The sequence below is a fragment of the Luminiphilus sp. nBUS_07 genome, assembly GCF_051201685.1.
Taxonomy (GTDB): domain Bacteria; phylum Pseudomonadota; class Gammaproteobacteria; order Pseudomonadales; family Halieaceae; genus Luminiphilus.
Genome location: NZ_CP179213.1, coordinates 2,251,135 through 2,274,313 on the forward strand (window position 1 = coordinate 2,251,135; position 23,179 = coordinate 2,274,313).

At 50.7% G+C, this 23,179-nt stretch carries 20 protein-coding genes and 2 tRNA genes; 9 read left to right on the forward strand and 13 right to left on the reverse strand.

All coding sequences use genetic code 11. The features are described from left to right. Positions 1-232 precede the first annotated feature (232 nt). Positions 233-1,099, forward strand: a complete 867-nt coding sequence (locus ACMAZB_RS10040; protein ID WP_435216886.1) for an SDR family oxidoreductase — start codon at positions 233-235, stop codon at positions 1,097-1,099. A 266-nt stretch (positions 1,100-1,365) separates the two neighbouring features. Here ACMAZB_RS10040 and ACMAZB_RS10045 read toward each other — a convergent pair whose 3' ends face one another. The 3 genes from ACMAZB_RS10045 to ACMAZB_RS10055 all read right to left on the reverse strand — a co-directional run bounded on the left by ACMAZB_RS10045 (position 1,366) and on the right by ACMAZB_RS10055 (position 5,415). Then, positions 1,366-2,193 carry a sterol desaturase family protein gene (locus ACMAZB_RS10045; protein ID WP_435216888.1) on the reverse strand — a complete coding sequence of 276 codons (828 nt, stop codon included), beginning with the start codon at positions 2,191-2,193 and terminating at the stop codon, positions 1,366-1,368. Positions 2,194-2,874: 681 nt separating this feature from the next. After that, positions 2,875-3,888, reverse strand: a complete 1,014-nt coding sequence (locus ACMAZB_RS10050) for a DUF1254 domain-containing protein (RefSeq protein WP_435216889.1) — start codon at positions 3,886-3,888, stop codon at positions 2,875-2,877. Positions 3,889-4,377: 489 nt separating this feature from the next. After that, positions 4,378-5,415: a DUF1214 domain-containing protein gene (locus ACMAZB_RS10055; protein WP_435216891.1), complete on the reverse strand. Its 1,038-nt coding sequence runs from the start codon at positions 5,413-5,415 to the stop codon at positions 4,378-4,380. A 239-nt stretch (positions 5,416-5,654) separates the two neighbouring features. Here ACMAZB_RS10055 and ACMAZB_RS10060 point away from each other — a divergent pair, with 239 nt between their 5' ends. The 5 genes from ACMAZB_RS10060 to ACMAZB_RS10080 all read left to right on the forward strand — a co-directional run bounded on the left by ACMAZB_RS10060 (position 5,655) and on the right by ACMAZB_RS10080 (position 9,486). Then, positions 5,655-5,816 (forward strand): hypothetical protein, encoded by a 162-nt coding sequence (locus tag ACMAZB_RS10060; protein ID WP_435216892.1) that lies wholly within the window; start codon positions 5,655-5,657, stop codon positions 5,814-5,816. Positions 5,817-6,651: 835 nt separating this feature from the next. Continuing rightward, positions 6,652-7,167, forward strand: coding sequence for a hypothetical protein (locus ACMAZB_RS10065; RefSeq protein ID WP_435216894.1), 516 nt, complete (start codon positions 6,652-6,654; stop codon positions 7,165-7,167). A gap of 15 nt (positions 7,168-7,182) precedes the next feature. Beyond that, a complete protein-coding gene (locus ACMAZB_RS10070; RefSeq protein WP_435216896.1) occupies positions 7,183-7,668 on the forward strand; it encodes a hypothetical protein in 486 nt (161 codons plus the stop codon). Positions 7,669-7,802: 134 nt separating this feature from the next. After that, the gene (locus ACMAZB_RS10075; protein WP_435216897.1) at positions 7,803-8,126 is read left to right on the forward strand and encodes a hypothetical protein; all 324 of its coding nucleotides are present in this window, start codon (positions 7,803-7,805) and stop codon (positions 8,124-8,126) included. A 451-nt stretch (positions 8,127-8,577) separates the two neighbouring features. Further along, positions 8,578-9,486, forward strand: coding sequence for an MGMT family protein (locus ACMAZB_RS10080; protein WP_435216899.1), 909 nt, complete (start codon positions 8,578-8,580; stop codon positions 9,484-9,486). A 245-nt stretch (positions 9,487-9,731) separates the two neighbouring features. On the opposite strand, the gene ACMAZB_RS10085 is transcribed toward ACMAZB_RS10080, so the two are convergent. Beyond that, positions 9,732-10,124: a hypothetical protein gene (locus ACMAZB_RS10085; RefSeq protein ID WP_435216901.1), complete on the reverse strand. Its 393-nt coding sequence runs from the start codon at positions 10,122-10,124 to the stop codon at positions 9,732-9,734. Between the two features lie 381 nt (positions 10,125-10,505). Here ACMAZB_RS10085 and ACMAZB_RS10090 point away from each other — a divergent pair, with 381 nt between their 5' ends. Continuing rightward, positions 10,506-13,553 carry a hypothetical protein gene (locus ACMAZB_RS10090; protein WP_435216902.1) on the forward strand — a complete coding sequence of 1,016 codons (3,048 nt, stop codon included), beginning with the start codon at positions 10,506-10,508 and terminating at the stop codon, positions 13,551-13,553. A gap of 121 nt (positions 13,554-13,674) precedes the next feature. Here ACMAZB_RS10090 and ACMAZB_RS10095 read toward each other — a convergent pair whose 3' ends face one another. The 3 genes from ACMAZB_RS10095 to ACMAZB_RS10105 all read right to left on the reverse strand — a co-directional run bounded on the left by ACMAZB_RS10095 (position 13,675) and on the right by ACMAZB_RS10105 (position 15,154). Beyond that, on the reverse strand, positions 13,675-14,859 hold the full coding sequence (locus ACMAZB_RS10095) for a tyrosine-type recombinase/integrase (protein ID WP_435216904.1): 1,185 nt from the start codon (positions 14,857-14,859) through the stop codon (positions 13,675-13,677). An 89-nt stretch (positions 14,860-14,948) separates the two neighbouring features. Further along, positions 14,949-15,025 (reverse strand) — tRNA-Asp (locus tag ACMAZB_RS10100). A 53-nt stretch (positions 15,026-15,078) separates the two neighbouring features. Then, a tRNA-Val gene (locus ACMAZB_RS10105) sits at positions 15,079-15,154 on the reverse strand. Positions 15,155-15,324: 170 nt separating this feature from the next. Between ACMAZB_RS10105 and queD the strand changes: the two genes are divergently transcribed. Continuing rightward, positions 15,325-15,681, forward strand: a complete 357-nt coding sequence (gene queD, locus ACMAZB_RS10110) for a 6-carboxytetrahydropterin synthase QueD (protein ID WP_435211530.1) — start codon at positions 15,325-15,327, stop codon at positions 15,679-15,681. 392 nt (positions 15,682-16,073) lie between these two features. On the opposite strand, the gene ACMAZB_RS10115 is transcribed toward queD, so the two are convergent. Then, positions 16,074-16,850, reverse strand: a complete 777-nt coding sequence (locus ACMAZB_RS10115; protein ID WP_435216906.1) for an alpha/beta fold hydrolase — start codon at positions 16,848-16,850, stop codon at positions 16,074-16,076. Positions 16,851-16,902: 52 nt separating this feature from the next. Here ACMAZB_RS10115 and ACMAZB_RS10120 point away from each other — a divergent pair, with 52 nt between their 5' ends. Continuing rightward, positions 16,903-17,721: a hypothetical protein gene (locus ACMAZB_RS10120; RefSeq protein ID WP_435216908.1), complete on the forward strand. Its 819-nt coding sequence runs from the start codon at positions 16,903-16,905 to the stop codon at positions 17,719-17,721. 7 nt (positions 17,722-17,728) lie between these two features. Here the strand turns inward: ACMAZB_RS10120 and ACMAZB_RS10125 are convergent, their stop codons facing one another. The 5 genes from ACMAZB_RS10125 to ACMAZB_RS10145 form a co-directional block, all read right to left on the reverse strand. Continuing rightward, the gene (locus ACMAZB_RS10125) at positions 17,729-18,706 is read right to left on the reverse strand and encodes a HupE/UreJ family protein (protein WP_435216910.1); all 978 of its coding nucleotides are present in this window, start codon (positions 18,704-18,706) and stop codon (positions 17,729-17,731) included. Then, positions 18,703-19,656 (reverse strand): peptidyl-prolyl cis-trans isomerase, encoded by a 954-nt coding sequence (locus ACMAZB_RS10130; protein WP_435216912.1) that lies wholly within the window; start codon positions 19,654-19,656, stop codon positions 18,703-18,705. Before ACMAZB_RS10130 ends, ACMAZB_RS10125 begins: the two co-directional genes overlap by 4 nt. A 9-nt stretch (positions 19,657-19,665) precedes the next feature. After that, positions 19,666-20,484 (reverse strand): crotonase/enoyl-CoA hydratase family protein, encoded by an 819-nt coding sequence (locus ACMAZB_RS10135; RefSeq protein ID WP_435216913.1) that lies wholly within the window; start codon positions 20,482-20,484, stop codon positions 19,666-19,668. Between the two features lie 104 nt (positions 20,485-20,588). Then, positions 20,589-21,143 (reverse strand): nitroreductase family protein, encoded by a 555-nt coding sequence (locus tag ACMAZB_RS10140; RefSeq protein WP_435216915.1) that lies wholly within the window; start codon positions 21,141-21,143, stop codon positions 20,589-20,591. A 55-nt stretch (positions 21,144-21,198) separates the two neighbouring features. After that, on the reverse strand, positions 21,199-23,019 hold the full coding sequence (locus tag ACMAZB_RS10145) for a beta-ketoacyl synthase (protein WP_435216916.1): 1,821 nt from the start codon (positions 23,017-23,019) through the stop codon (positions 21,199-21,201). Positions 23,020-23,179 lie beyond the last annotated feature (160 nt).

A 23,179-nucleotide genomic window follows, 5' to 3' on the forward strand; every position in this document is an offset into this window, starting at 1 on the left:
ACTCGAAGGCTCCGAAGAGACTAACAAGAATGCCTTAGCCAAGCAGCAGCAACGGGGGCACTGATAATGATGCGAACTTAATACTGCTGCTGCCAACCGACGCGGCACCAGATTCTGCTCCCGGGACAGCCTGTTATTGTTTTTGAAACCGTCTACGAGCTCTTTTTTCTGATACCCTCGGTCCCCTTACATCGATACAAACAATACCTCCCCTAGACAGAGAGAGCCCGCAATGAGTTTGCAAGGAAAAACAATTTTCATCAGCGGCGCCAGCCGCGGTATCGGGCTGGCCATTGCCAAACGTGCCGCCCGGGACGGGGCAAATGTCGCGATCGCAGCAAAAACTGCCGAGCCGCACCCTAAGCTCCCGGGCACGATCTACACCGCTGCTCAGGAAATCGAAGACGCGGGTGGCTCGGCATTACCCGTCTTATGTGACATACGCTTCGAGGACCAGGTACAGGCCGCGGTGCAACAGACTGTCGATAAATTTGGAGGCATCGATATCTGCATAAATAACGCCAGCGCTATCAGTCCGACAGGCACCCTAGATACCGAGATGAAGCGCTACGATTTGATGAATGAAATCAATACGCGTGGGACTTTTTTGGTATCAAAAACCTGCATCCCATTTTTGCAGAAAGGCAGCAACGCGCACATTTTAAACCTTGCCCCACCTTTGGATATGGAGGCCAAATGGTTTGCACCACACGTTGCCTATACGATCGCAAAAATGGGCATGAGCCTGTGTACGTTGGGCATGAGTAAAGAACTGGCGCCAGACGCAATTGCAGTCAACTCGCTGTGGCCGCTGACTGCCATTGATACTGCAGCCGTTCGCAACGTTCTGGGCGACGATGAAATGGTTAAAGGGTGCCGATTGGTTTCAATCATGGCAGATGCAGCCTACGCCATACTTTGCCGAGACTCAGCCACATGCTCTGGTAACTTCTACATTGACGAAGAAGTTCTCCGTGCCGAGGGCGTGACCGATTTCGATCAATATGCAGTTGCACCCGGTGCCGACCTTTTTCGGGATTTCTTTGTGCCTGACCAAGTGGCCGACAGCCTACCCACTAAGACCATCGGCGGTTACTGAAGCTAAAATGTGACCGCGTCACAGCGCGTACATAACAAAAAAACTTCAATAACTGGGCTTTTGCAGGAGCCTACCTTCCCCTCCAGAGTCTAAATCAGCTGGGGTGTGCGGCAAGCAGGCTCAATGGAGCCGTATCCGAGGCAGCCCGGCGAAGCTAACTCAGAACTAATGCCGGGGGTCGCTGTCAGGGAAGGCCGTAGCGTTGCCACTGCTGCCTACCGGGTTGTTTAGCTCTGTCGAGTTTAGAAACGCTTTTATCCAGTCACCTATCGGTTGCAATGGTCCGGGGCACAATAGGCTTTTGCTTGCTCTCGAGGGGGGCGCAGCCACAGTTGCCACAACTGTCCAGAGGAACGTGCGGCAAGAGACTCCCGAAACAGCCTGAGCCACTCGGCAAACGCGATGCGCCACGGATTATAGGTATTGATGTTGGTCAGAAGACCATACTGTACTTGAGCCACCTCGGGCTGGAATGTGCCAAACATTCGGTCCCAAATAATTAAAAAGTTACCGTAGTTCTTGTCGACGTACTCGGGATTCGAACCATGATGAGCGCGGTGATATGAGGGGGTCACAAACAACCATTCGATGGGCGCCCAGAGCTTTTTGATCACCTCGGTGTGGGTCCAGAAGCCATAGATTGTGGCAATTGCACCAGCACTGGCTATTACAAGCGGGTCAAACCCGATTAACGGCAGTGGCCAGTAAAAAAGCACTTTGGTGAAAGGCCCTGTAGGGGACTGCCGCAACGCGGTACCGAAGTTCATGTGTTCGCTGGAGTGATGCACCACATGGGCGCACCACAAAAACCTCACCCGGTGCTGGGCGCGGTGGTACCAATAAAAAACGAAGTCAATCGTGATGAAGGTGAGCAGCCAGCCCCAAGGTCCAGCTGGCACCTCGAACACCCGAAATTGGTATAACCAAAAATGCAGCCCTATCAGCGCACCGCCAATGGTGAACCGTACTAAAATATTAATACCCAACTGCGACATAGAACCGCCAAAGTCCCGAATCGCGTAAACACTCTGCCCACGAAAGCTCGTCCAGGTGGCCTCAGCCACTATGAACAGAGCAAATACAGGCAGTGCCATGATCATTAAATCCATGGCAATAGTGTAACTAAGTTCTGCAGCGCAGTCTGAGTAAGACAATAATAGTTGGAGGGCAATGAGGCAGGTAATAACTTATGCAGGTAACAAGCTAGAAAGACGGTGTGGCTTTAATGCAGCCAATCCTGTCTAGTCCCGCGGTGCGCTCACAGAGCCACTCCAACGCCTATGGCAGATTCAGCCGGTCAGTTGGTGGGGTTACGGGTGCGCCGGCCGAACAGGATAGTAAGGAACAACCCCAGAGCAGTTCCGAGGCGCTCTTAGCGCCTTGTCCTTTAGCTTTTTATCTCCTCTTGCTTGGCGTCAACCTCCGCCTAAGTATCCTTGTCTTTCGTGCTGTACCAGACCAGCCACACACCAAATGCCATTAACATAACTGAAACTATAACCATCACATTCCCTGCTTTAGCGCCCATTCCCGTGAGAGGTAACCGTAGTCCCCTGATGTTAGCTACCTCGCACCCGCTTGCTCCTGGCCTTACCGCCTGCATGTGGCCCAGCACCTGAACGCAGAGTAAGCCCCCTCTAGACTTCACGCAGCTGCAACAACGCGTACCGCGTCACACCGAGTTCTGCGCCATGTTCTCCGAGTGGCATTACGTCTGCTATTGAAAAGGTGAACCTGTGTTCACCCCGGGCGAACCTTGTCAAAATCGACAGCAACTACTGAGCTTTAACGGCAGAAATAATGGGGTCCTCTGCACTGTTAATCACCTTGGGGTTTACGCCGTAATGACGTGAGGTGAAGGTGAAGTCATTGCCTTGTGTATCAATATTATTTTTCGCGTTTTCGCCGCAGTTAAACGATACGGTGACTGTGCCATCGCTGTTCTTATCCCACATATGCGAATTGATGCTGCGGACATCTTCCATCAAGTATTTATCACTATCGTAAGCAGTGATCGACGTGAAAAACTTATTCTCTGGGTCATTAAATGTCGAGGTATAGCAGGTGCCGGCCTTCATTTTTGAGCTGTTGGCATATTTATTCCCGACAAACGCTTCAGGGCTTGCTCCTCCCCAGCCTGCCGCATTTTCTAAATTCCACTGGTGCAGATCGGTGACGTCTTTGGACGTGCGAGGAAACGTGTAGGTGAAGTTATCCATGCTGTTTACTTCTTGGGTGTATTTCTTTACCCACTTTTCGACCTCGTCGTAATCGTACGGCTGCACCTTATAGCTCGTGGCGAAGTTAAAGTCTGTCACATCTACTTTGCCTAAATTAGCTTTCGCGGCGTCGATCCCGTTCTCGGTCCCTGAGCGATAAATCAGGAACGCGTATTGCGATTCAACCGGCAGGTTATAGACACCATCCTCTACAACATATTGCTGCCCGTGTCCGCGTTCGGTGACCACTTGCACGGCGAGGTAGTTATCAGTTTCGGGAATTGAAAACGTCACCTTGCCATCGACGGCTTCTACAATGGCCGAACCATAAAGGGTGTCGTCGTTCATTTGCACCGTTGCAGCTGCTTTACCGCGAGGAGGCAGGCCGGGCATTATGACGAACCCTTTGTTCGCGCCCTGCGCCGCCCAGTTGCGGTAGTTTCGCGCGGTTTCAGCGTGCGAGAAGTTTTCAGCCGTTACCGGAATGGTGGTTTCGCTGGCTGCAATGTTAATCGAGGCAAGTAAGGAGATTGCAGAGGTCAGAAGAGTGGATTTCCGTAGAGTTTTCATTGATGAATACCTTTTGTTTTAATTGCTTTTGCACTGCTATGTCGTCGACAGCTCATGAGTTTTGGGTCTAAAACCTGTCCTTATGCAAACACTTGCCACCTTTGTTGAGAATTTCTTGGTGGTAGAAGCCTGCTGCCGCTAGGCGATGACGTAGCCCTTGGTACGAGAGATGGCCAATTCTATCCTGAGAGTGGGAGCTAAATCCTTAGCAAAAGGCGACTTTGAGCAGACAACCCGGTGGACAGATATTGGAAGAGAACTGAGCCTTTAGCGCCTAGCCCCACGGTGCACTAGAGGCACCAAAAACTACTTTTTGCTAACAGATGAAGCACCCAACAGCTGCCCAAGCGGGAACTGCCCCCAGAGGGCGTATAAGCTTTGTGGTTACTGTTATTGTTCCTCCCCAGACACATCAGAAGTGGATATTGAAAGGGAGGAGTGAGCAGGCCCATTTATCAGCACTGGTCTGTCGCTGCCGGTTAAAGCGCTCTAATTATTGGTTACTTTAACCGTCATATCAGCTCCTAAGACGGGGACATATGCCCTCAAAATGGCATAGAAAGGCTTTCCGGTGGGAATGCCATTTATGCCACTGCCATCGGGGCTTAGGGTCACCGTGTAGCTGCCATCTCCGTTAGGCTCTGAGGAGTAGGTGGTTCTGTCGTAGATGTTTTGCTGATTAGGAATAAGCAGTTTGTTATCGGCCCCATAGACAGTAACCGAATAGTAGCCACTCTCTTTGGCGATTCCCGGCGGCACCGTTAATGTGTAAGTCCCATCGGCGGTGAATGGCTGACCAAATTCATCGGTTAAAACAGTCCCATACCTTACCGTGTCAGCGGGCGTTCCTAGCTGCCCAATCATGACCGCGCCTGCCGATGTAATATAACCAACATCGCCAGATTTATCGCCAAATGCGATATCAGGGTTAAGGTGGGCCAAGGAAGCTTTAATAATGGCCAAACCTGAGGCTTCAATTTGAGGCGAAAAACGCTGAACATTTCGCGTCATGTCACCCCGGCCACCCTCCATCGTAATAGACTTACTCAATGCACGAACTTCTTTCATATTGTCGATAACGACCATACGGGTAAGTGCAAGGCCCTGATCGGTCTCAAGTGTCACCACAGTAAAATCTCCGTCAGGTATATCTTGGTTTGGCCTTCTGATCAGAATGGGCTTGCTAGGGTTAACAATAACGGCAGGAACGTTGTGCTCCATGTCAAAAATAGACACCGAGAAAAACTTATCGTAGGTGGGGACGGAAATAATCGCTGGCGCATCTGAGACGCTAAACCAGTTATAGCCGTAGTCCACTGTCGCTTGAGGGGTAACTACAGTGGCATCTGTTGGGTCGACTAGACCGGTGAAATGAAACTCCCCCTTGCTATTCTCCACCAACCAAGCGTTCATCATTTTGGCTTGCTCTTGATTGGGGTACTCACGTATGTAGTCTTCAATTGTATCGCCGGCATATGCCGTACTTGCAAGAAACATCGCTAATACCACGAGGCCAATACTTTTCATGCGCTTCTCCTACGCTACAGCTTATTAAAAAAAAAGGGTGTAGCGAGAGCTGCGGCAAGTCAATATCAAGAAGCGGCAATATGATTTTTGATAAACGATGATGTTAGAAATAACGCTAACGAGTAGGAAGCTAGATAAGCGCTATGACTACCTTGCAGTCAATCCTGCCGTCTAGCCCCACGGTGCGCTTATGGGCTCCAAGCTTGATAGACTGGGGCATAGGGCATAGGTATGGGGCAATGAAAATGAAAGCAGAACTTCAAGAAGTAATGAACATGTTGCGAAAGCTTCAAGGTTCGATTGACTTTGGCGCAACGCCTGCCGCCGAGCGAGAGGAGCTAGCTGAAGAGGTGTCTGACATTATGGATGCCTTGTTTGAGGCCATGAAAAAAATGCCCTAAAACTCATCGCTAGATTTTGCTCAATTCCGCCTTGCTCCACTGTGAGGCAACGCCAGCAAAAAACCCTCTTTGCAATTGGATGAAGCAACCCACAGCGGCCGAAGCGCCAACAGCCCCCTCGGGGGGATAAGTAAAAGTTGGATAATCTAAAGAAGCAAAAGTCGGTGACCTAAACACCACAGCTAGGTGGGGTTATTTGCACTTAATTGCTGGGCCAGTTGAGGGAAATAGAGCTGCTGTTCTGGGGCAGCGAGATGGTGTCTTCTGGCAGCAATAAGACGAACAAGCACTAAATCTGAGGAAAATGGCGGAACGGACGGGACTCGAACCCGCGACCCCCGGCGTGACAGGCCGGTATTCTAACCAACTGACTTTATTGACTTTTTTCTAACTCTGACGCATCTGCACCAAGTGCCAGACTACCACAAACCACCCTACTTACACAGAGTTGCTACACAGAGTTGCTACACAGAGTTTAAGTGGGCATTTACCTTCAACTGCCGAGCCAATTTAGACCCCGGGGGCCGTGGAAGCTCTGTTGTTCTTACCATTGTTCCTGCCCAGATACATCAGAGGTGGATTTGAAAATAAGAGGGCCAAAGAAACTGCTCACGCCTCAAAAGAATAGTAGCTTTTTCATTCGCGGGCTGGTGCTGACTTGTTTTATGGTCGAGTCCGAAGACAGCTGAGCAAACTACGTTTTACCCACGGCAGTTATACAGAAAAATTAAAAGGGTCGTCGAATCCAATAGCAAATTGCTGACGTAATTTTTAGGTGATTGAACACGTTCAGATTGTTGAAACGCAATCTCAAGTTAAGAGATAGGAAAGTGTCATGCACCGTATCGTAACGTTATTATCCCTTCTGATATTACCTTTAGCTGTAGGCGCCTTCCCAGAGTTGCCATTTCCAACGGGCAGTTGCTCCGGCATCATTCCACTGGAAGATGCGAGGATATTAGAAAAAAGTCCTGATTTTTTTGACGGTGACGCTAATCTGACTGTGGTTTTCGATTTTGATAACGCGGAGGCATTCGGCATATTTATTCTGTTTGACGATTGGGACGGCGATAACGAGGCATTTGCGCAGTGGGCCGCAGATCAAGACGGATCAGGTATGCAGCTTGATATTGAGCGCGACGATCTATTGCCAGCGTCGTTTATTGGCTCTATCACGGTTGAGTTCCCCGAAGATGCTTTTACTCCAGACCTTGTTGGTGTTCAGCCGACGGGTAATGCTGGGTTTAAGCGGTATGAATTACGCTTTCGTTTACTTCCTACGGCTGGAGGGGCTACTTACATTATCCAAACGTTAAATGCCCCTTTTCATGGCTTCTGCTCCGCTATTTAGAGTCCTTCGTCAGTTATGAAAATCATTTACGCTCTTGGCAAGATCACATTAACAATGCTTTTCAGCGCCGCAGCAATCGGCGCGCCACCAGCCCCTGAGTTACCTTTTGGCGCTTGCGCTGGGCTTCTTAAAAAGAATAGCTTAAGTTCTTTCTCGCCGTCTGACCTAGCCTCGCGAGCAGGGGTGCAAATCGGTACGCCTAATATATCGATGTACTTTGACTTTGATACCGGTGTGTTCTACCTAACGGCAATTGTTGAATCCGGAGCGGCTGCTGAAAATCAGTCAGCTGACGACTTTACCACCACAGAAGCAATCAAACTCGCTGACGGAAATGCGTTCACAGTTGAGGTGTCAGATACCTATGAATATGCCTTGGAAGTCACTGGCAGTATAGAAGACGAGGAAACCACCTTTTTGTTTATACCAACAAATGGTGGCGCCACATTCTTCGTTCACTTGCTGGACAGTCCTGAGGCAGGAGTCTGCCAGGCCATCTAAGATATTGGTCGGTGGGTACTCGCGTCAGGCAAAAAATGTGCTCAGTTAGTTGGTGGGGTTAAATTCCTTAGGCAGCCTCGCTTGTCCGCTCTGCGATTTCCTTAAAATTTAGTGCTTCTTAAGAGGGCTATTAAATGCGTTTGGCTGTCATTCCCCTGATCATCAGCGCCGCTTTGCATGTGCTGGGTTTAGCCTTAGCGGGATTTGCATATGAAAGTGTGTTTCTTGTTTTCCCTGCAATGCTCTACTGCCTTCTGTCGGTTTTCCTTCTGCGGGGCAATAAATGGGTCGCATGGTTAACGCTCGTGTGCATGATTGGAGGTATAGCCGGTACGATAATTGAGTTGATGGGACCGCTAATGGCTCCGTCGCTCGTGTTAATTGGGATTATTGCATCGGACGCTACAGCGGCCAGCTTATTGGTCCGGGGATTGTGGCTGGATCGCGTGGCAACATAATCAGCGATAGCATTTCATCTATTTTTGATCAGGAGTAAAAGTGGCTGCTCATCAACTTGTCCACGCATTATTGGATGGGATAGTCTCGCTTGGCGGTGTTACAGGTTAACAAAAAGGGAGCCTGATCAGCCCAACGCGTAGCTGTAGTGCACCTACTCTTAAACCCCAACCAATTTAGCCCCCCCGGGGGCCGTGGAGGCTCTGTTGTTATATCTAGTGATCCCTCCCAGATACATTAGAGGTGGATTTCAAAACAAGAGAGCAGCAGCCAGCACTCAGGGAAGTGTGAACCTTAGTTCCGCCAGTAGCAGCGTGGTTAGCCCTTGGTGCACTCGAAGTACTCAACACGGCCGACTAGCGACGACACCTCGTTCGTTATCGAGGAAAAATCGGCGGTAAACTTAGGACTCGCTTTATATATCTAATTCTGCGCTTGGGTACTGATTTTGGTATGTTTGTTGCACTGAAAGAATCAGGGGAGCGTCAGGTGGTCGATGCTGGTTTTGCGTTTATAAAAAAGCACGCGCCCCTAGGGCTGAAGATTTTTGTGATGGCGTCCATGGCTGCGCTGATCTTGTTTTCTCCAGCCTTGAGTGCAGTTTTTCTTTCCTACGACCTCACTATCCCGTTTGGTAGCGTGATGACTTATCTGCTTGTGGCGGCAGCAGTAGGACGGCGTAATGTCGTTAGGGCGTTTGCCAACAGCTGCGTGCCTCTGGGTGTCGCCGTCAGCGTGTACCGCCTTTTTGTAACACTCCTAGGCGCAGAAACAGCGGTCGATCTTTCTGCATCTCTGCCGCTGCTTTATAGCCCTCTGGCTTTGGGGCTATTTCTGTCGTACGCCTTAAGAATTGTCGAGCCGGTCAACCTGGAGCAATTGCCACGCACACCTGTTTGGCACACAACTTTAATCCTTACAGGCGCTACGGGTGTGTTCACAGCCTTGTTTGTTATGGATGGATATCCTTTCACGACGCTCATCAGATTGGATCAAGTCGTAGTTGTCGCCCTAATATTTCTAGCGTGCCTCGCCTACAATGACAAAGAGAAATTGCCTCTGAATAGCGTTATTGCACGCGCCGGGACGATGACTTGCATACTGACCGCCACCTTCGGGGTTGCAATATATGCCTACTACGTAGACATCGGTGCTGATGATCCAAGCTTAGTCGGACCAGTGCTCGCTGATTTATTTGCACTGATGTTGTACGGCAGCATAACTATTATGGCCGTGAGCGTATCTGACTGTTGTCTTGGAACAGACAAGGAGGTCAGAACCCGCGATTGGCATTTATCTGAGGCGTACGTTTTTTTGACACTGATCATTTTTCCACCTGCTGGTGTGCTTACGCTCTTCTAGCGGGTGCTCACAGTGACGTACACAGACTTATAAAAGCGGTTAAAAGAACGGATCTTTCAATCATAAAGTTTTTCGCCCGACATCTAGAACTAGACCAATGTCTAGGCAAGCAAGCTTCTAAGGTTCAGCGAAGTAGTTAATATAAAGCCGATTGATAGCTGCGAGTTCGGATAGGAAAGCCTCTGTGGACTGTCAGGCACAAAAAAGCTCGCAGTGGGCGGGCAAGGGACGCTCTTAATTCTGTATCAATCCATGAGTGGAAACGCTTGGTCAAAGTCTCCGACGTTGTCTGGAAACATCTGCTCATGTACCGCTCGAGCATTCTGTTGAAGGGCATCGCTTATCATGCCTGCTTCAAAGGCCGCTGCAGTGAACAAGATCGTAAAAAATCTTTGGTTTGAAAGGCTTGGTTTGGCGCGCTCTGCGGCTCCTAAAAGAACCTCTGCGATAGCAGCAAACATGTTCCTATTGCCCGCTGGATTTTGAGACTTTCTAATGTGGTTTACTATTTGAAACGTTTGTGGATCTTGGAAAAGTCTCTGCATTTCGGCTTGTTCATTGCCTGAGGCGCCGAAGTTAATCTGGGCGCTTTTTACAAGCGCGGCCGCAGAGGATTTGTAGGTAAGCTTCGCTAACATGGTGTCTCTCCTTGAGTATTCCTAGTTACTCCATGTAACCAGTCTGCCTAGCGTTGTGCTCTTAGGATGTGCGTATCACGCCAACCTATGTGCAGAAGCCGCCGCAGATAAAAGAAGAAGTTTAAAAGGGGAGCCTAAACAGCCCCACGGTGCGCTAACGGGGCGTCAGTCGCTTTGTGCAAATGTATTGGCGCGGATAGCCAATTAATAGCGACAAGCCTTTTGTACGCTGTCGCCTATTAATGATCTCAAGTGAATTGGAGAAAGCTTGCCTAGCTCAATGCGCGCTGCGGGTCGCCCTACAAGCGTGACGCTAGATATTTCATCTGCCCTCAAATCAAAGTTCACCGCGTAAATTTAGCCGCTGAGGTAACAACATTTATGAATAAAACAATGACTGTTCTTACTGCACCGGGAAAACGACTTTGCAAATACTTTAGCAGCACCACAAGCGAATCATGGCAATCAGCTAAGTACTTCACAGCGACTGAATTAGCGTTATCGGACATTGAAGACTTATACAGCCTGATTAGCGAAAGCGCAGATTTAAGAGATCGGTGCATTATCAGAGGCCGCTTGAGAGCTGATGCTGATCACAGTAAACCTGTGAGGCGGCAATTAAACCGGCAGCGCAGTGCAGATCCAAATGAGGAGGCTTTTGAAGACGTGCCACGCGAGTGGATCATGATTGATAAGCTTGCTCTCCCCAGCCAACTAAAAACCTCGACCGACCCGGCAGCTTCTGTCAATTACGCAATATCCTTGCTACCTGAAGAGTTTCAGAACAAAACCTGTGTATGGCAGCTATCAGCCTCTTGCTGTCTAGTGAACGACAGTATTTTCTCTGCTCACTTGTTCTTTTGGTTGAGCGAACCACTAGCAAATGAACATCTTCGCTTGTGGGCTAAAAACGTGAACGCACAAGCAGGCATCAAACTTATCGACCCTGCCCTATTCAACGCAGTTCAAATCCACTACACAGCAAATCCTATCTTTGATGGCAGGGAAGATCCGATCAAGGCAGATCGGGTAGGTATAATTAGAGGCGCCTCCGATGAGGTATCGCTGATTTTTAAACCGCCCCAGAAAACGGAGCAAAGCCGATCAACTAGCGACTCCTCTGCGGTGGGAGGATTGGGCTATGAAGGTCAAATGGCTTACCTCGGAGATGGTCAATGCAACCAAGGTTTTAATGACGTCCTCTTAAAAGCTACTGCTAAGTTTGTTGCAGCTAGGACAAAGGAAATGGCGTTAGGAGAACTTGAAAACCTGAAGGCAGATGTTCGTCGACGTATTGATGCCGCTGATCAGAGCAATCATAGCCAAACTGACATAGACCGGTATAAGTCTGATGCTTATCTAGACCCTCTAATCTTGGGCGCTATTGAGAAATTCTCAGAGTCGACGCCACCTTACTGGGATAAGCCTCTGATGACTTTATCGGAGGGTGAAAAGCGCCTTCGGGAGGTCATCGACAACTTTAGTAAGCAAGCTATCGACTCTTGGGATAATCCTTTGGATTTCGACACGCCAATTTTCGCTATCAGGGCTACGGCTGGGCTAGGCAAGACCCGTAGCGTTATCAAACAGCTCCTTGCTTACAAGCTCCTTGAGTATGGGGATGTCCACTACTACGCCCCAAATCATCGACTGTCTCGTGAATTGGAAGCCGACCTAAATGACGAATTAACCCTAGATTTACCAAAGGATAGTTCTGCACTTAAACGCGCGCGAGTGATTTACGGCAGATCACAAAAAGACGCTTCCGGAACCCCAATGTGTCGTAAAGCCACTGTCGCAAACGCCATCTCAAAGGCCGGCGGCAGCGCCTATCAGCTTCTTTGTAAAAATAACTCAGGGCAGTGCGAGTTCTTTGATAATTGTGCGTACCTTGATCAGCTTGATGAGGTTGATGCCTTACCCGATGACATGAAGCCCATGCTCACAGAAGTAAAGGTCATGTCTCACAACCATCTTTTTTATCGCACGAAAGAGAGATTTCTTGAGCCATCGCTCGTGGTTATTGACGAGAGCTTTATTAGAACTCCGCATGTGGAAGTGAAGATTCCAATCTCGGATATTCTTAGCTTCGGCGATCGGGGTTCTCACATAGCCGCAGTGGCAAACATATTGTCACGTGGAGCAAAAAATATACTCGGTCAATTGAGGGCGCTGTGTACATCGCATGACTTACTTGAGGAGCTGGAGGAATACGAGAGCATTCAAGCGAACCTATTTTCAACGCTCCGTATTGATGACTCGTTACAACAGCAAGAACGCCTGGCCGACAAGCTGCAATCGAATGACACACCTCTACTTATCCGCACGCTAGCCTATGAGATGCAGGTAACAGATCGCGATGAGTCGAATGCCGTCATAAGCGATGGTAAAGAAGCGACTGTGCTTAGGCGGAGAGACCTGCACTTACCTGACGCACCCCTACTGCTGATCGACGCCGATGCGAATCCGTTGCTCCTAAAACAGTTTTTTGGTGATCGAATCACTGTTGAAGACATTCGTGTAGAGCGCGATGCGGAAGTCTATCAATTTAGTGATAGGACATTTTCCAAAACGGCTTTTGATAAGAATCCTGAGCTGATCACTCAAGTCGGCAACTTCATCAGTAGTGTATCTGCCAGCGGTAAAACGTTAGTAGTTTCTAACAAGGGGTTAGAAGAGGATTTAGCCGAGTTGGATGTTGGTGACGCAACCCTGGATCACTTCAACAACCTGCGCGGTGTAAACCTATATAGCGATTTTGAAAACATCATCATTGTTGGGCGAATCCAACCCAGCTCGGTTTATATTGAAAAGCTGGCGAGAGGACTCTGGTACGACGCTGAAGAACCGTTTGCCTTGCTTGAGGAGAAGTCAGGTAGTCGCCCTTTGGAGTCTGAAAAGCGCGGGTATCGGCTCAAAGGCGACTCTGGTTCTACCATGACTCAGGTGCACCCTGATTGGCGCGTGCAGGCGCTTTTGGAGCAAATGAGGGAGAGTGAAAGCACCCAAGCAATCGACCGCCTGAGGCTGCTCAGACCGCACCCAGAGGGGCGTCAGCGGCGCGTATTCATACTCTGCTCTGTGCCGTTAGATGTCACTGTGGATCATCTGGAGAGCTGGAGTGGGCTGCAAAAAATGATTGCGCTAGTGCAGAGTTGTGACGGCATAGTTCCATTAAATAAAAATCACTTATTGGCGGCTTGCCCGGAACTATCCTCAGAGCCAACCGCGCAACGCAGGATTACTGATTTAAAAAGGATCACTTCCCTAATAAGTATATCTATTAGAGGTTTGATCCTTTTAACAGCCCAATACAAGTTGCGCGGACAGAAACGTCCCAGTGAAGTCCTTTATGACGCCCGATTCGATTCAGAACAGGTTCAAAAGAGGCTTGAACAGCTCACTGAAGACGCAATTGAGATGGTCTGAGGGTGCCTGCGAGGCATACACACTCATCCGCTTCTAAATTCACGATATTCACCATGAAAATAACATCCGAGTACCTTACAGAGATTGGCGTGTAAGCCTTATTCCAACATGCAAAATGGGCTTAGAACGACTGCGTTTGCTCCAGTGCTGTAATCGCCGAGGTGAGCTGCTGTACTGATGATCCACCTGAGTAAACGTTGTACGTGATATTTGGTTTTTCATGCCCCACTAAATCAGCAGCGATGCCCTCTGCTATTCCGGCTTGCTCTAATGTCGTGACAACAAACTTCCGTATGGAGTGAAAACATTTAGTCCGGCTCTGCCCATCAGCGAGGACATCTCTTTTCAACCTGCCAAACCGCTTTCCCACGGCGTTAGAGCGCCCCGCCATATTTAGTCTGCCCAAATCCAGAAGCTCGTGGAGCTTCGCCGCCACCGGTACAACTCGACCAGACGAGGCTTGCGTTTTAGCGTCCTCTTTAACCTTAAAGCAGGTAACGCCCTCGACAGTGACCAGGCTTTCTGTAGTTAGCGCCCCGATCTCAGATAGGCGCATACCTGTATACCTCGCGATGTCTATATAGGCGACCAGCTCAGCATCGCCTTTTTCTTGAGCTACAGTCCTGACAGCCAGAATCTCTAGATCAGTCATCGGGCTATATTTCACCGGCCTTTTTAGCGCCTTTGGAAATCTGACTTGCCTAAAAGGATTTTGCAATTGAGCGTCTAATAGGCCTTGGTATTGAAGCCAAGCGACGTACTCTGACAGATACCCTAAGGCTTTTTGCATTGTCTTAACCGCTCGACGTTGCGCTTCTGGCTTTGCTTCCTCAGCAAATAACCACCGCTGTGCAGCCTCTTTGCGGAGATGACGGGTCGTAGGCATGAATCGTGTGGCTTCTAATATGTACCGTCGTGCTTCAGTACGTACTTTGTGATTTTTGTAGTGATAGGCTGCAAATGCCTCCATGTGAACCGGCAGAGGCAAGCCATTCCCCCACTCTATCCCCTCAAAGCAGGCTTGCTCAGATGGCTTCAGCACCTCAAACCAATCCCATTTGTTCGCTGAAGACAGATGTGGCGTCGCAACGATGCCGGCTAATTCGAAGGCTAGGGGGTCATTTTGTGCAAGCTGAATGAGGGATTGCCACTCCGCAAGCCACGGTGATGACACTAAGGTGGCCTCTCTTCGACATTTTGTCCGAGTTGACCGCGCAAACCGTTGCTTGCCCAGCACTGCATGAAGCTGTTTGGGGATTTTGAGTTCTGCTTGCCAAATACCTGTTTTTAACCGCGTCAAATTCATCGCTAGTGCCCTGCTCTGAGAACAAAGTACACAGACGACTTACACAGAGTCGGATCAAAAAGTCAGCGTTTATGCGGTCTTGAAGGAAATGGCGGAGCGGACGGGACTCGAACCCGCGACCCCCGGCGTGACAGGCCGGTATTCTAACCAACTGAACTACCGCTCCAGGTAGACGACACATGAGGTGTCTGTTGTGTGCGATCCAACCTTCTAAGAGGTTGGTGGGTGATGACGGGATCGAACCGCCGACCCTCTGCTTGTAAGGCAGATGCTCTCCCAGCTGAGCTAATCACCCTGATCTGCAGCCGCGCATTATAAGTGGGTCGCCCGTGCTGTCAATGTTTAACGTGATTTTTCCAAAAATGCCTTTTATGGGTGTACACTCGCGCGACTTTCTGCGCGGCCTGCATTAAGCGAGTGCCGATACATTACCCAACTGCGACTCTAGATAAATACGGTGCCACCATGGAACTATACAAAGACTTTCGATTTGAGGCGGCACACCGCCTCCCCAATGTTCCCGAGGGGCACAAGTGCGCGCGGCTGCATGGACATTCCTTTCTGGTCAGGCTCACCATATCAGGTGACGTTGACCCACAGACGGGTTGGCTCATGGATTTCGATGATATTAAAAATGCTTTTGCGCCGCTGCTGGACCAACTCGACCATTACTATCTAAATGATGTGCCCGGATTGGAGAACCCAACCAGCGAGATTTTAGCGAAATGGATTTGGGACAGGTTAAAACCTAACTTGCCAGAGCTCGCCGCCGTGGAAATCCGCGAAACCTGCACAGTAGGCTGCACCTATCGGGGCGTATAACGTCTTGGGCGGCCTCAGACCGACTTCCTAGCGCAGCAAAATCGCCATTTGTCTATGGCCATTTACGAAATTAATCAAAAACTTTTAAGAAAAAAACTTTTCTTATTTTAGGTTTTCGGGTTGACGCCAAAAATGCTTTATGCACACCCGCGCTACGAGCACCCTCTTGAGTGGAGTTAGAGCCCGCACTGGGAGTTCTTCAGAAGATATAGTATGTAAGCCGTTGTTTTTATTTAGTTTTATAGTATTGATCAATTTTTGACCAATCTAAAGATTTTGTGGTGCGCGTTGCCTTCTTGCCGCAGTTGAACAAAATATCCACCAAATTATCCACAGGTTCTGTGGATCATAACTCCCTGTGGATGATTATCCAAAGGTGGTCAGAGGCCGGGTCAATCCGCAAAGAACCCCAATACCTGTTCGTTGAACAAATCTGGGGCTTCAGCATGCAACCAATGCCCCACGCCTTCCAATGTTTCCAGCCGAAAATTTGGAAAGAGCCGCTGCGTGGCGGGAAGATATTTGTCATCGACATAACCAGACAATGCGCCGCGAATAAACAGTGCCGGATGCTCAAACGGGGTATCAGAACTCAGCCCCGCCAACATCAACGGATAGGCTTGGGCAAGCGCGGCATGATTCAAACGCCAAGCCAAGGCAGTAGCACCCTCCTCCTTGCCCAAACTCAAGAGCAAGAACTGCCGTACGTTGGGCTCATCAATATAGCGCTCCAAAATCAGCCCCGCGGCCTTCCGGGTCGCGCATCCCGCTTCGGCGACTGCCTGTAAGCCCTTGAAAACCGCCTGATGACTGGGCGCATAGGTCACCGGCGCGATATCGGCCACAATAAGACGTTTGATCCGCGCTGGTCGCTTTAAGGCCAGCGCCATCGCCACTTTCCCGCCTAAGGAGTGGCCCAGAACATAGGCACTCTGTATGCCTTGCGCAGTCATCCAGGCATCGACAGCGTCGGCATAGCTATTAATAGAGGGGCCTGCATCGCTCCAAGGAGATTTACCGTGATCAGGCAGGTCGAGACTGTGCACTCGAAATTTAGTCTCAAGCGCTCTAGCGATGCTCTGCAAGTTACTGCTCTGCCCAAAAAGCCCGTGCAACAGGACAACATCGCCACCCCCTCCCTGAACTTTCCCGTGAAGGCCCTTTCCCATGTGCTTGTCTCCTCTGCTAGCATGTCGCAAAGACTCGCTAGGAAATACTGCAATGCATCAGCGCCAACCTTTACGCTCGCGCCTCGTCGCCAAAGTTACTCTACTAGCTGCTCTACTGGCCATGACCTCTGGGTGCGGCACGACAGGAACCGGATCGGGCTATAACGCCACCACCAATCCTAACCAGTTTAATGAAGCCGTCGTTGCTGAAAAGCCTATAAAAAATGTTGTCATCGCTCACGTCAACATCGGCTCGCCATCGAGGAACTACATCAAACGCTCAGAGTCGATGGTCGACGGCCAGATTGCCGAGTATTTGCGAGACAATGGTTACAACATTTTACCCCAGCGCGAGTTTTCACAGCGCTGGAACAACGCCACACTAATCTACGGAGATCCGGTAGACCCAACCACGGGTCGTCTCAACACCAAAACCTTTATTCGAATCACGCAGTCAGTGCGTGATGATATGCGTGACAAAACCGATGTCGACGCTTTTATCTTTACTGACCTCATCGAGCACGATGCCATTGTCTCAGGTGGTATGAACCACATTGCAAGATTTAATGGCGTTTCGCGTAAGCCCTCTTTGAAAGGGCCCGGTGATGGTGTCTCTTCAGACTTTGACTGGTCACGCCCCGTGTCTGCCGTCTCTTTACAGGTTAGCGTTTACAACATTGACCTTGATCAGGTGTTTGCCGGCTTAGGTGGCATTGATTTAACCGATGCTATCGATACACGCTCGGGCAACGGCTGGGTTCGTCGCAAAGACATTCTGGAAAATGACAACTACATTGAACAAGGTATTCAGCTTGCACTGCATCCGTTAATCGTTATGGATAACTGGCCGGGGGAAAATCCCAACAAATAAACTTCGCTCAGCTGAGCGCCTCTAAACCCCGCTCAATGCACCACATCGCGCTCAGCACACCAAGCACCAAGACAGGCAGCTGCAGCACAACAGCCGGGGGGTGAGCTAGCAGGCGTCTAAACGCCAGGCCCAGCCCCAGCAACACCGCTATGAATGCCAGCTGACCAAACTCAATACCCACATTAAAGAACAGCAGAGCCAATGGCAGGTTAGCCTGAGGTAATCCGGTATCTGCCAGGGCGCCGGCGAACCCCATGCCGTGGAGCAAACCAAAGAGCCCCGCTAGCCACCACGGCTGACGCCATAGCCATGATTGCCCGCCTTCTCGGGTGAGCTCCAGCGCTAATACAAATATTGAGAGCGCAATCAAAAACTCAATGAATGCCACGGGATAATCAAACACTCCCAGCGTTACCATTGCCAAGGTAATGCTGTGCCCAACCGTGAACGCTGTAATTGTCCAAATGAGTCGACGACCACCACCGACCAGCAACAGAAGGCCGAGTACAAACAACAAGTGGTCAACACCCGCCCAAATGTGCTCAGCCCCTAGCACACTGTACCGGCCAACAACTTGCCACCGATCAGGCTCTGCGGGCACAACGAATGTTGACTCATCATTGGTCAAAACCGCCTGGTGGTCTATATCGTCAGCGAGCGCCACGTTCAACATGACCGAGCTTTGATTGGGGCCCAACCCATTTACCGATATGGTCTGGCCAATTAAGCCACCCGCGCATTGGTAAGTACTTTGACGCAATTTACCGGTGCCCTCCCGAATCCAGGGAGATTCCTCCGACAATTGGCAAACCTTGGGGAGCACCGGCGACATAGGAATGTCGCTGATCTGCTGTATTGGTGTTTTCCATGTCACCGAATAGGTGTCACTGCCAGATTCAGTTATCTGCAGCAGAGATGGTGCAAAACGATGCGCCTCCACAGATAGGGAGAACACCATGAGTAGCGACAATGAGAGAAACTTCACGACCGTCTCACCTCGTAGCCAGCCATCCACTCGGCTACTGCGTTCTCCACCGCCTGCTGCTCTGCCTCGGTCTTTAAATCCCAGCGCAGCTTATCGGCAACTTCATCCAAACGCTGATCGCGTTCAGGTGCAAAGGTCTCTACATAAACAAGGTGCTGCCCGTAAACGGAAGTCATAGGCCCAAGCCAACTTTTCACCGCTTGACCCGGAGAAGCCGCCTGAAGCGCCACTGTAAACTCACGCCCGAGGCGGGAATTCACTTCCTGCCAAGTCGAATTCGCAAAGTGAAACCCTGACAAAAAGGCTTTACCCAAAAGAATAGCCTCTGAAGGGGGCAATGCATCTGCCTTGATCTGCTGGAGAATATTCGCCGCCTCTTCTTGAGACACCTCGCCTAAAAAAACATGGCTAAAACCCACTCTGGCGGGCTCCCGAAAGGTATTCTTCCTAGCTTCAAAGGCGGCTTTCATGGCGCTTTCCGAAGGTTCATCAAGTCCCGCGCCAGCAATAATGAGCTGAGTCATCACCTGTAATAAACGCCGTCGTATCACCTCGTCGGTCAAATGCATATTGAGCTGGCGCCCTTGCTCAACCAATGTCGTGTCGTCTAGCTCGCTATCTGGACTCAGAAAGCGCATGTTTCGAAGAATGCGCTGGTCGATAACGGGATCAAGCAAATGCAACTGTCGATCTAATGCTTCGAGAAACAACAACTCATCGCGAAGCTCTAGATCTATAAAACGCTCGATATCAGCCTCAGTGGGAAGCCCACCAACCATCTTAGCGTAACTGTCGGCCATCACCTCTAGCCGAGCAGTATTGGGCGGCCCTAAAACCGGTTTAGGCTCAGGGTAAAGGGCTGCCAACACGGCATATAAGGCTGCGCCCAACAACAAAAAATGCAGCCAAACCGGACCCGGCAAAAAGCGCTTGGTAAAAAATTGAGCCATCAGCCTCCCTCAGTCCAAAAATTTTGGGAGGCGCTTTTCCAGCTTGGCTGTCATAGCCTCTTCAACGTCGATCTTGCTCATCATGGCTGCATTCCAAATCGCCACGTATTCAAGGCCATCCTCCACGGTGTGGTCGCGGGCGTAATTGAGCACCCGCTTGGTACCGCGCACCGCCAGCGGAGTTTTTTCTGCAAGCTGCGCAGCAATCGATCGCACGCCAGACATAAGCGCGTCGCGATCTGGGTAAACCCGGGTAACAAAGCCACTCTCTTTGGCTTCTTCAGCGTCCATGTTACGTCCGGTAAGTGCCAACTCCCTAACCAGGCCATCGGGCATGAGGCCGGGTAAGTTTTGAAGCGTACCGACGTCGGCCACAATGCCAATATCAATTTCCTTGACGCAAAAAGTTGTCGCAGCTGCGCAGTAACGCATATCGGCATAGCAGATCATATCGATAGCAGCGCCAATGCAGGCCCCATGAGTGGCTGCCAGAACCGGTTTTTTACAAATCCGCAGGGACTGCAGGTTACGCTGCAGTCCCTGAAGATGATCTACAAATTGCTCATTCGCCCGAGATGGGTCTTCATGTTCGGTTGTAATGCCTGCAAACATCGAAAGATCAATGCCAGCACAAAAATGCTTACCTTCACCGCTCAGTATGATCACCCTGACCTCAGCCGTTCGGTCGGCCCACTCAAAAGCCTCTTGAAGCTCATGCCACATGGGTCGATTTACCGCATTGGCACTCTCAGGCCGGTTCAATCTGATATCGAGGATATGGTCTTCAAGATGTAAAGCTAACGTTTCTGTATTAGGACAATCTGCCACGTCGGGTCTCCCAAAGATTTAAAGTGTCGAGCTGAACAAGACGGCGGGAAGATTACGCGCCACCCTCAGCCAATGGCAAGCCTAATTTTTTGACATAGATGCTGTCAATACATAGTTAAATAGGTATCAAGCTCAGGCTCTACCAAAGGCTTTACCTCGCCCTTTCGAGTGCCGAGATACAAGAAGCCAATCACCTCATCACTGGGATCGCCACCCAACCCATCGATCACAACCGCATCTTGGGCATACCACCCAGTCCGCCACATAGCACCAAAGCCCTGAGCTTCCGCTGCCAACGACATGCCGTGCAGGGCGCAAGCAACAGCGGCCACCTGTTCAACCCTTGGCACCTTTGGGTGCTCTACGGGCTTCACGAGTCCTGCAATAATCAGTGGCGCGCGCAGCGGAGCGGCACGGGCTTTCGATAACTCAGCGTCAGTCGCCGTTGGGCGGGTTAAGGTCAAAGCCTTGGCAAACAGGTCGCCTAGGGCCTCCCGGCGCTCACCTTGGATGGCCACAAAATGCCAAGGACGAAGGCGCCCATGGTCAGGCGCCCGCAGCCCGGCAGCTACGATTGACTGCAGTTGCTCTGCATCAGGGCCTGGGGCAATGAGCTTGCCGTGAGAGTTACGTTGTTGCAAAGCGGAGAGAACTGACATGCCTAAAACAGCCTTAATACAGGAGCGCTAAGAATAACAGCGTCAGAGCACCAATTTACAGACGCCAGTCTTCCGGCGTGGTGATACTGAGATCTATACGGCGGTCACCCAGCGTTATTTGGTCTGAGTCAACCGTGACGTCGCTCGGCTCCAGCACGCCATCATTGAAACGATACTGAGGCGTCCACTCACCCTGCAGTCTTGCCGACTCAACGTTTTTTCGCTGTATCTGTACGTTTTCATGGGCCCTTCCCCATTCGGCTAGTTTACGGCCACCGTGATGCTTAGCCAGCAACTCCCGGGTAACGTCTGGCCCAAGCACTGCCGCGGTGGCGTTGTTACCACCAAACCCCTTGCTGTTGATCAAGGCGTAGTCCGGAGACTCCACGTTCTGAGTCGACAGGGGGAACGCTAGCCGATCTGTGGCGACATCAGCCGCCACGCCATCAAGGGTTGTAATACCGGGCATCAATCCCGTTTCCCATACACCCAACATCGCTGACAATTGATCTCCTGCAGCGGCACCGAGAGAGTGACCAATAAAACTTTTGATCGCTCCAACTGTCCATTGCTCTACACCCAAGGCAACCGCGACCTCACTCATAATTTGAGACTCAGTCACGCGATTTTGTGGTGTGCTGGTGCCGTGGGCCTGCACCACTCCTCCCGAGGCGAAGCGGCGGTCGCCCAACAAATTTTTCAGCAATGCCGCAGACTTTGCAAACGTCACATAATTGCCAACACCCGGACCGCTAATAGATTTTTTAGGCCCATCGGCGCTCACGTAAACATCGGGAATGGCCGCAAGAGTAGGCGCCCCCAATTCCAGCGCGAGATCATCATCAAACAGCACCATAATTTGCGCCGACTCTGACATGGTGAAGCCACAGTTTTCCCCAAAAGGACGGCACGCTCTCCGTGCGTCGGGTCGAACGTCTTCAGGTAATCCGTCAAGGGCCCGGAGCGCCTTATCAGAAGCCAGAGCGCCCATCGCGGCGTAGCCTTCCATAACCTCTGCAACAACCGGAGCCTCTGCAGCTCCGACAACAGCAACCCGCGCCTTACCACTGCGAATATCTTGTACGGCTAGCCTCAGGTTGTAGAGGAACGTGGCACAGGCTCCCAAGGCAGGGCCCGTCGAACCCATAGATCCAAGCACGTAAGCGTTAATAAAATCCCCTGGCATCTCAGCAAATCCCAAGGGGCACTGCTTCGAGGTCACGCGTTTGCCCAACGCCCTACCCCTGAGCATTCCACCGGTACCGCTCTCATCCAGCTGCCCCATTGAACTGCTCACGTAGACACTTATTGCATCGGCCGGCACTCGCGCCTCAACCTCGGTCCAATCAATACCCAGATCGGCCAGGGCGTCGGATGCGGCAAATACCGTCATTTGCAAAGCACGGGGGTGGTTGCGCGAGCCGTAAAGCGTGCCCGGATCAAATCCTGTCGGCAGTAAACCCGCAGCGCTAATTTCAAAATCTCGGGTACCTGGCAGCAGAAGTTCAGTGCCTGCTTTTAATGTCAAAGAGGTCCGCTTACCCTCGCCGGGACTAGGCATCCACTCTGGGGACAAACCCTCAGCTATCTGCGTCGGGGCCATGTCGGCGGTAAGAGCATTCTGTGTGGTGACACGACGTGCCCAAGGCACTGCCCTTGGATCAAAGTGACTACTCTCAATCGTTCGAATAAGCGTGCCTGCATCTTGCGCAGCGGTGTCGGACGTTCCCATGATTGCCGCGAGAGCCTCCCGAGTTTGCTTTTGCTCGGTGGACTCGAGAGCGTCGATCACCATCCGCTTAAAGGCTTGCCGGTTCGAGGTCTTACCTGCGCTGTTGATGCCTCCAGCGGCGACCAAGATAGGAAGATGAAGCATGCTGATAAAAACCCCCGAAAATCTGACATCGACTTGCTGGGCCGTGTGGAGTGCAAATTCCTCTCATTGCCCATTAAATTTCCGCGCTAGTTTATTCGGAATAGTGGTAGATAATTGACTTATATAGCCATAAAATTGACCAATATAGGCTTTAACGCGA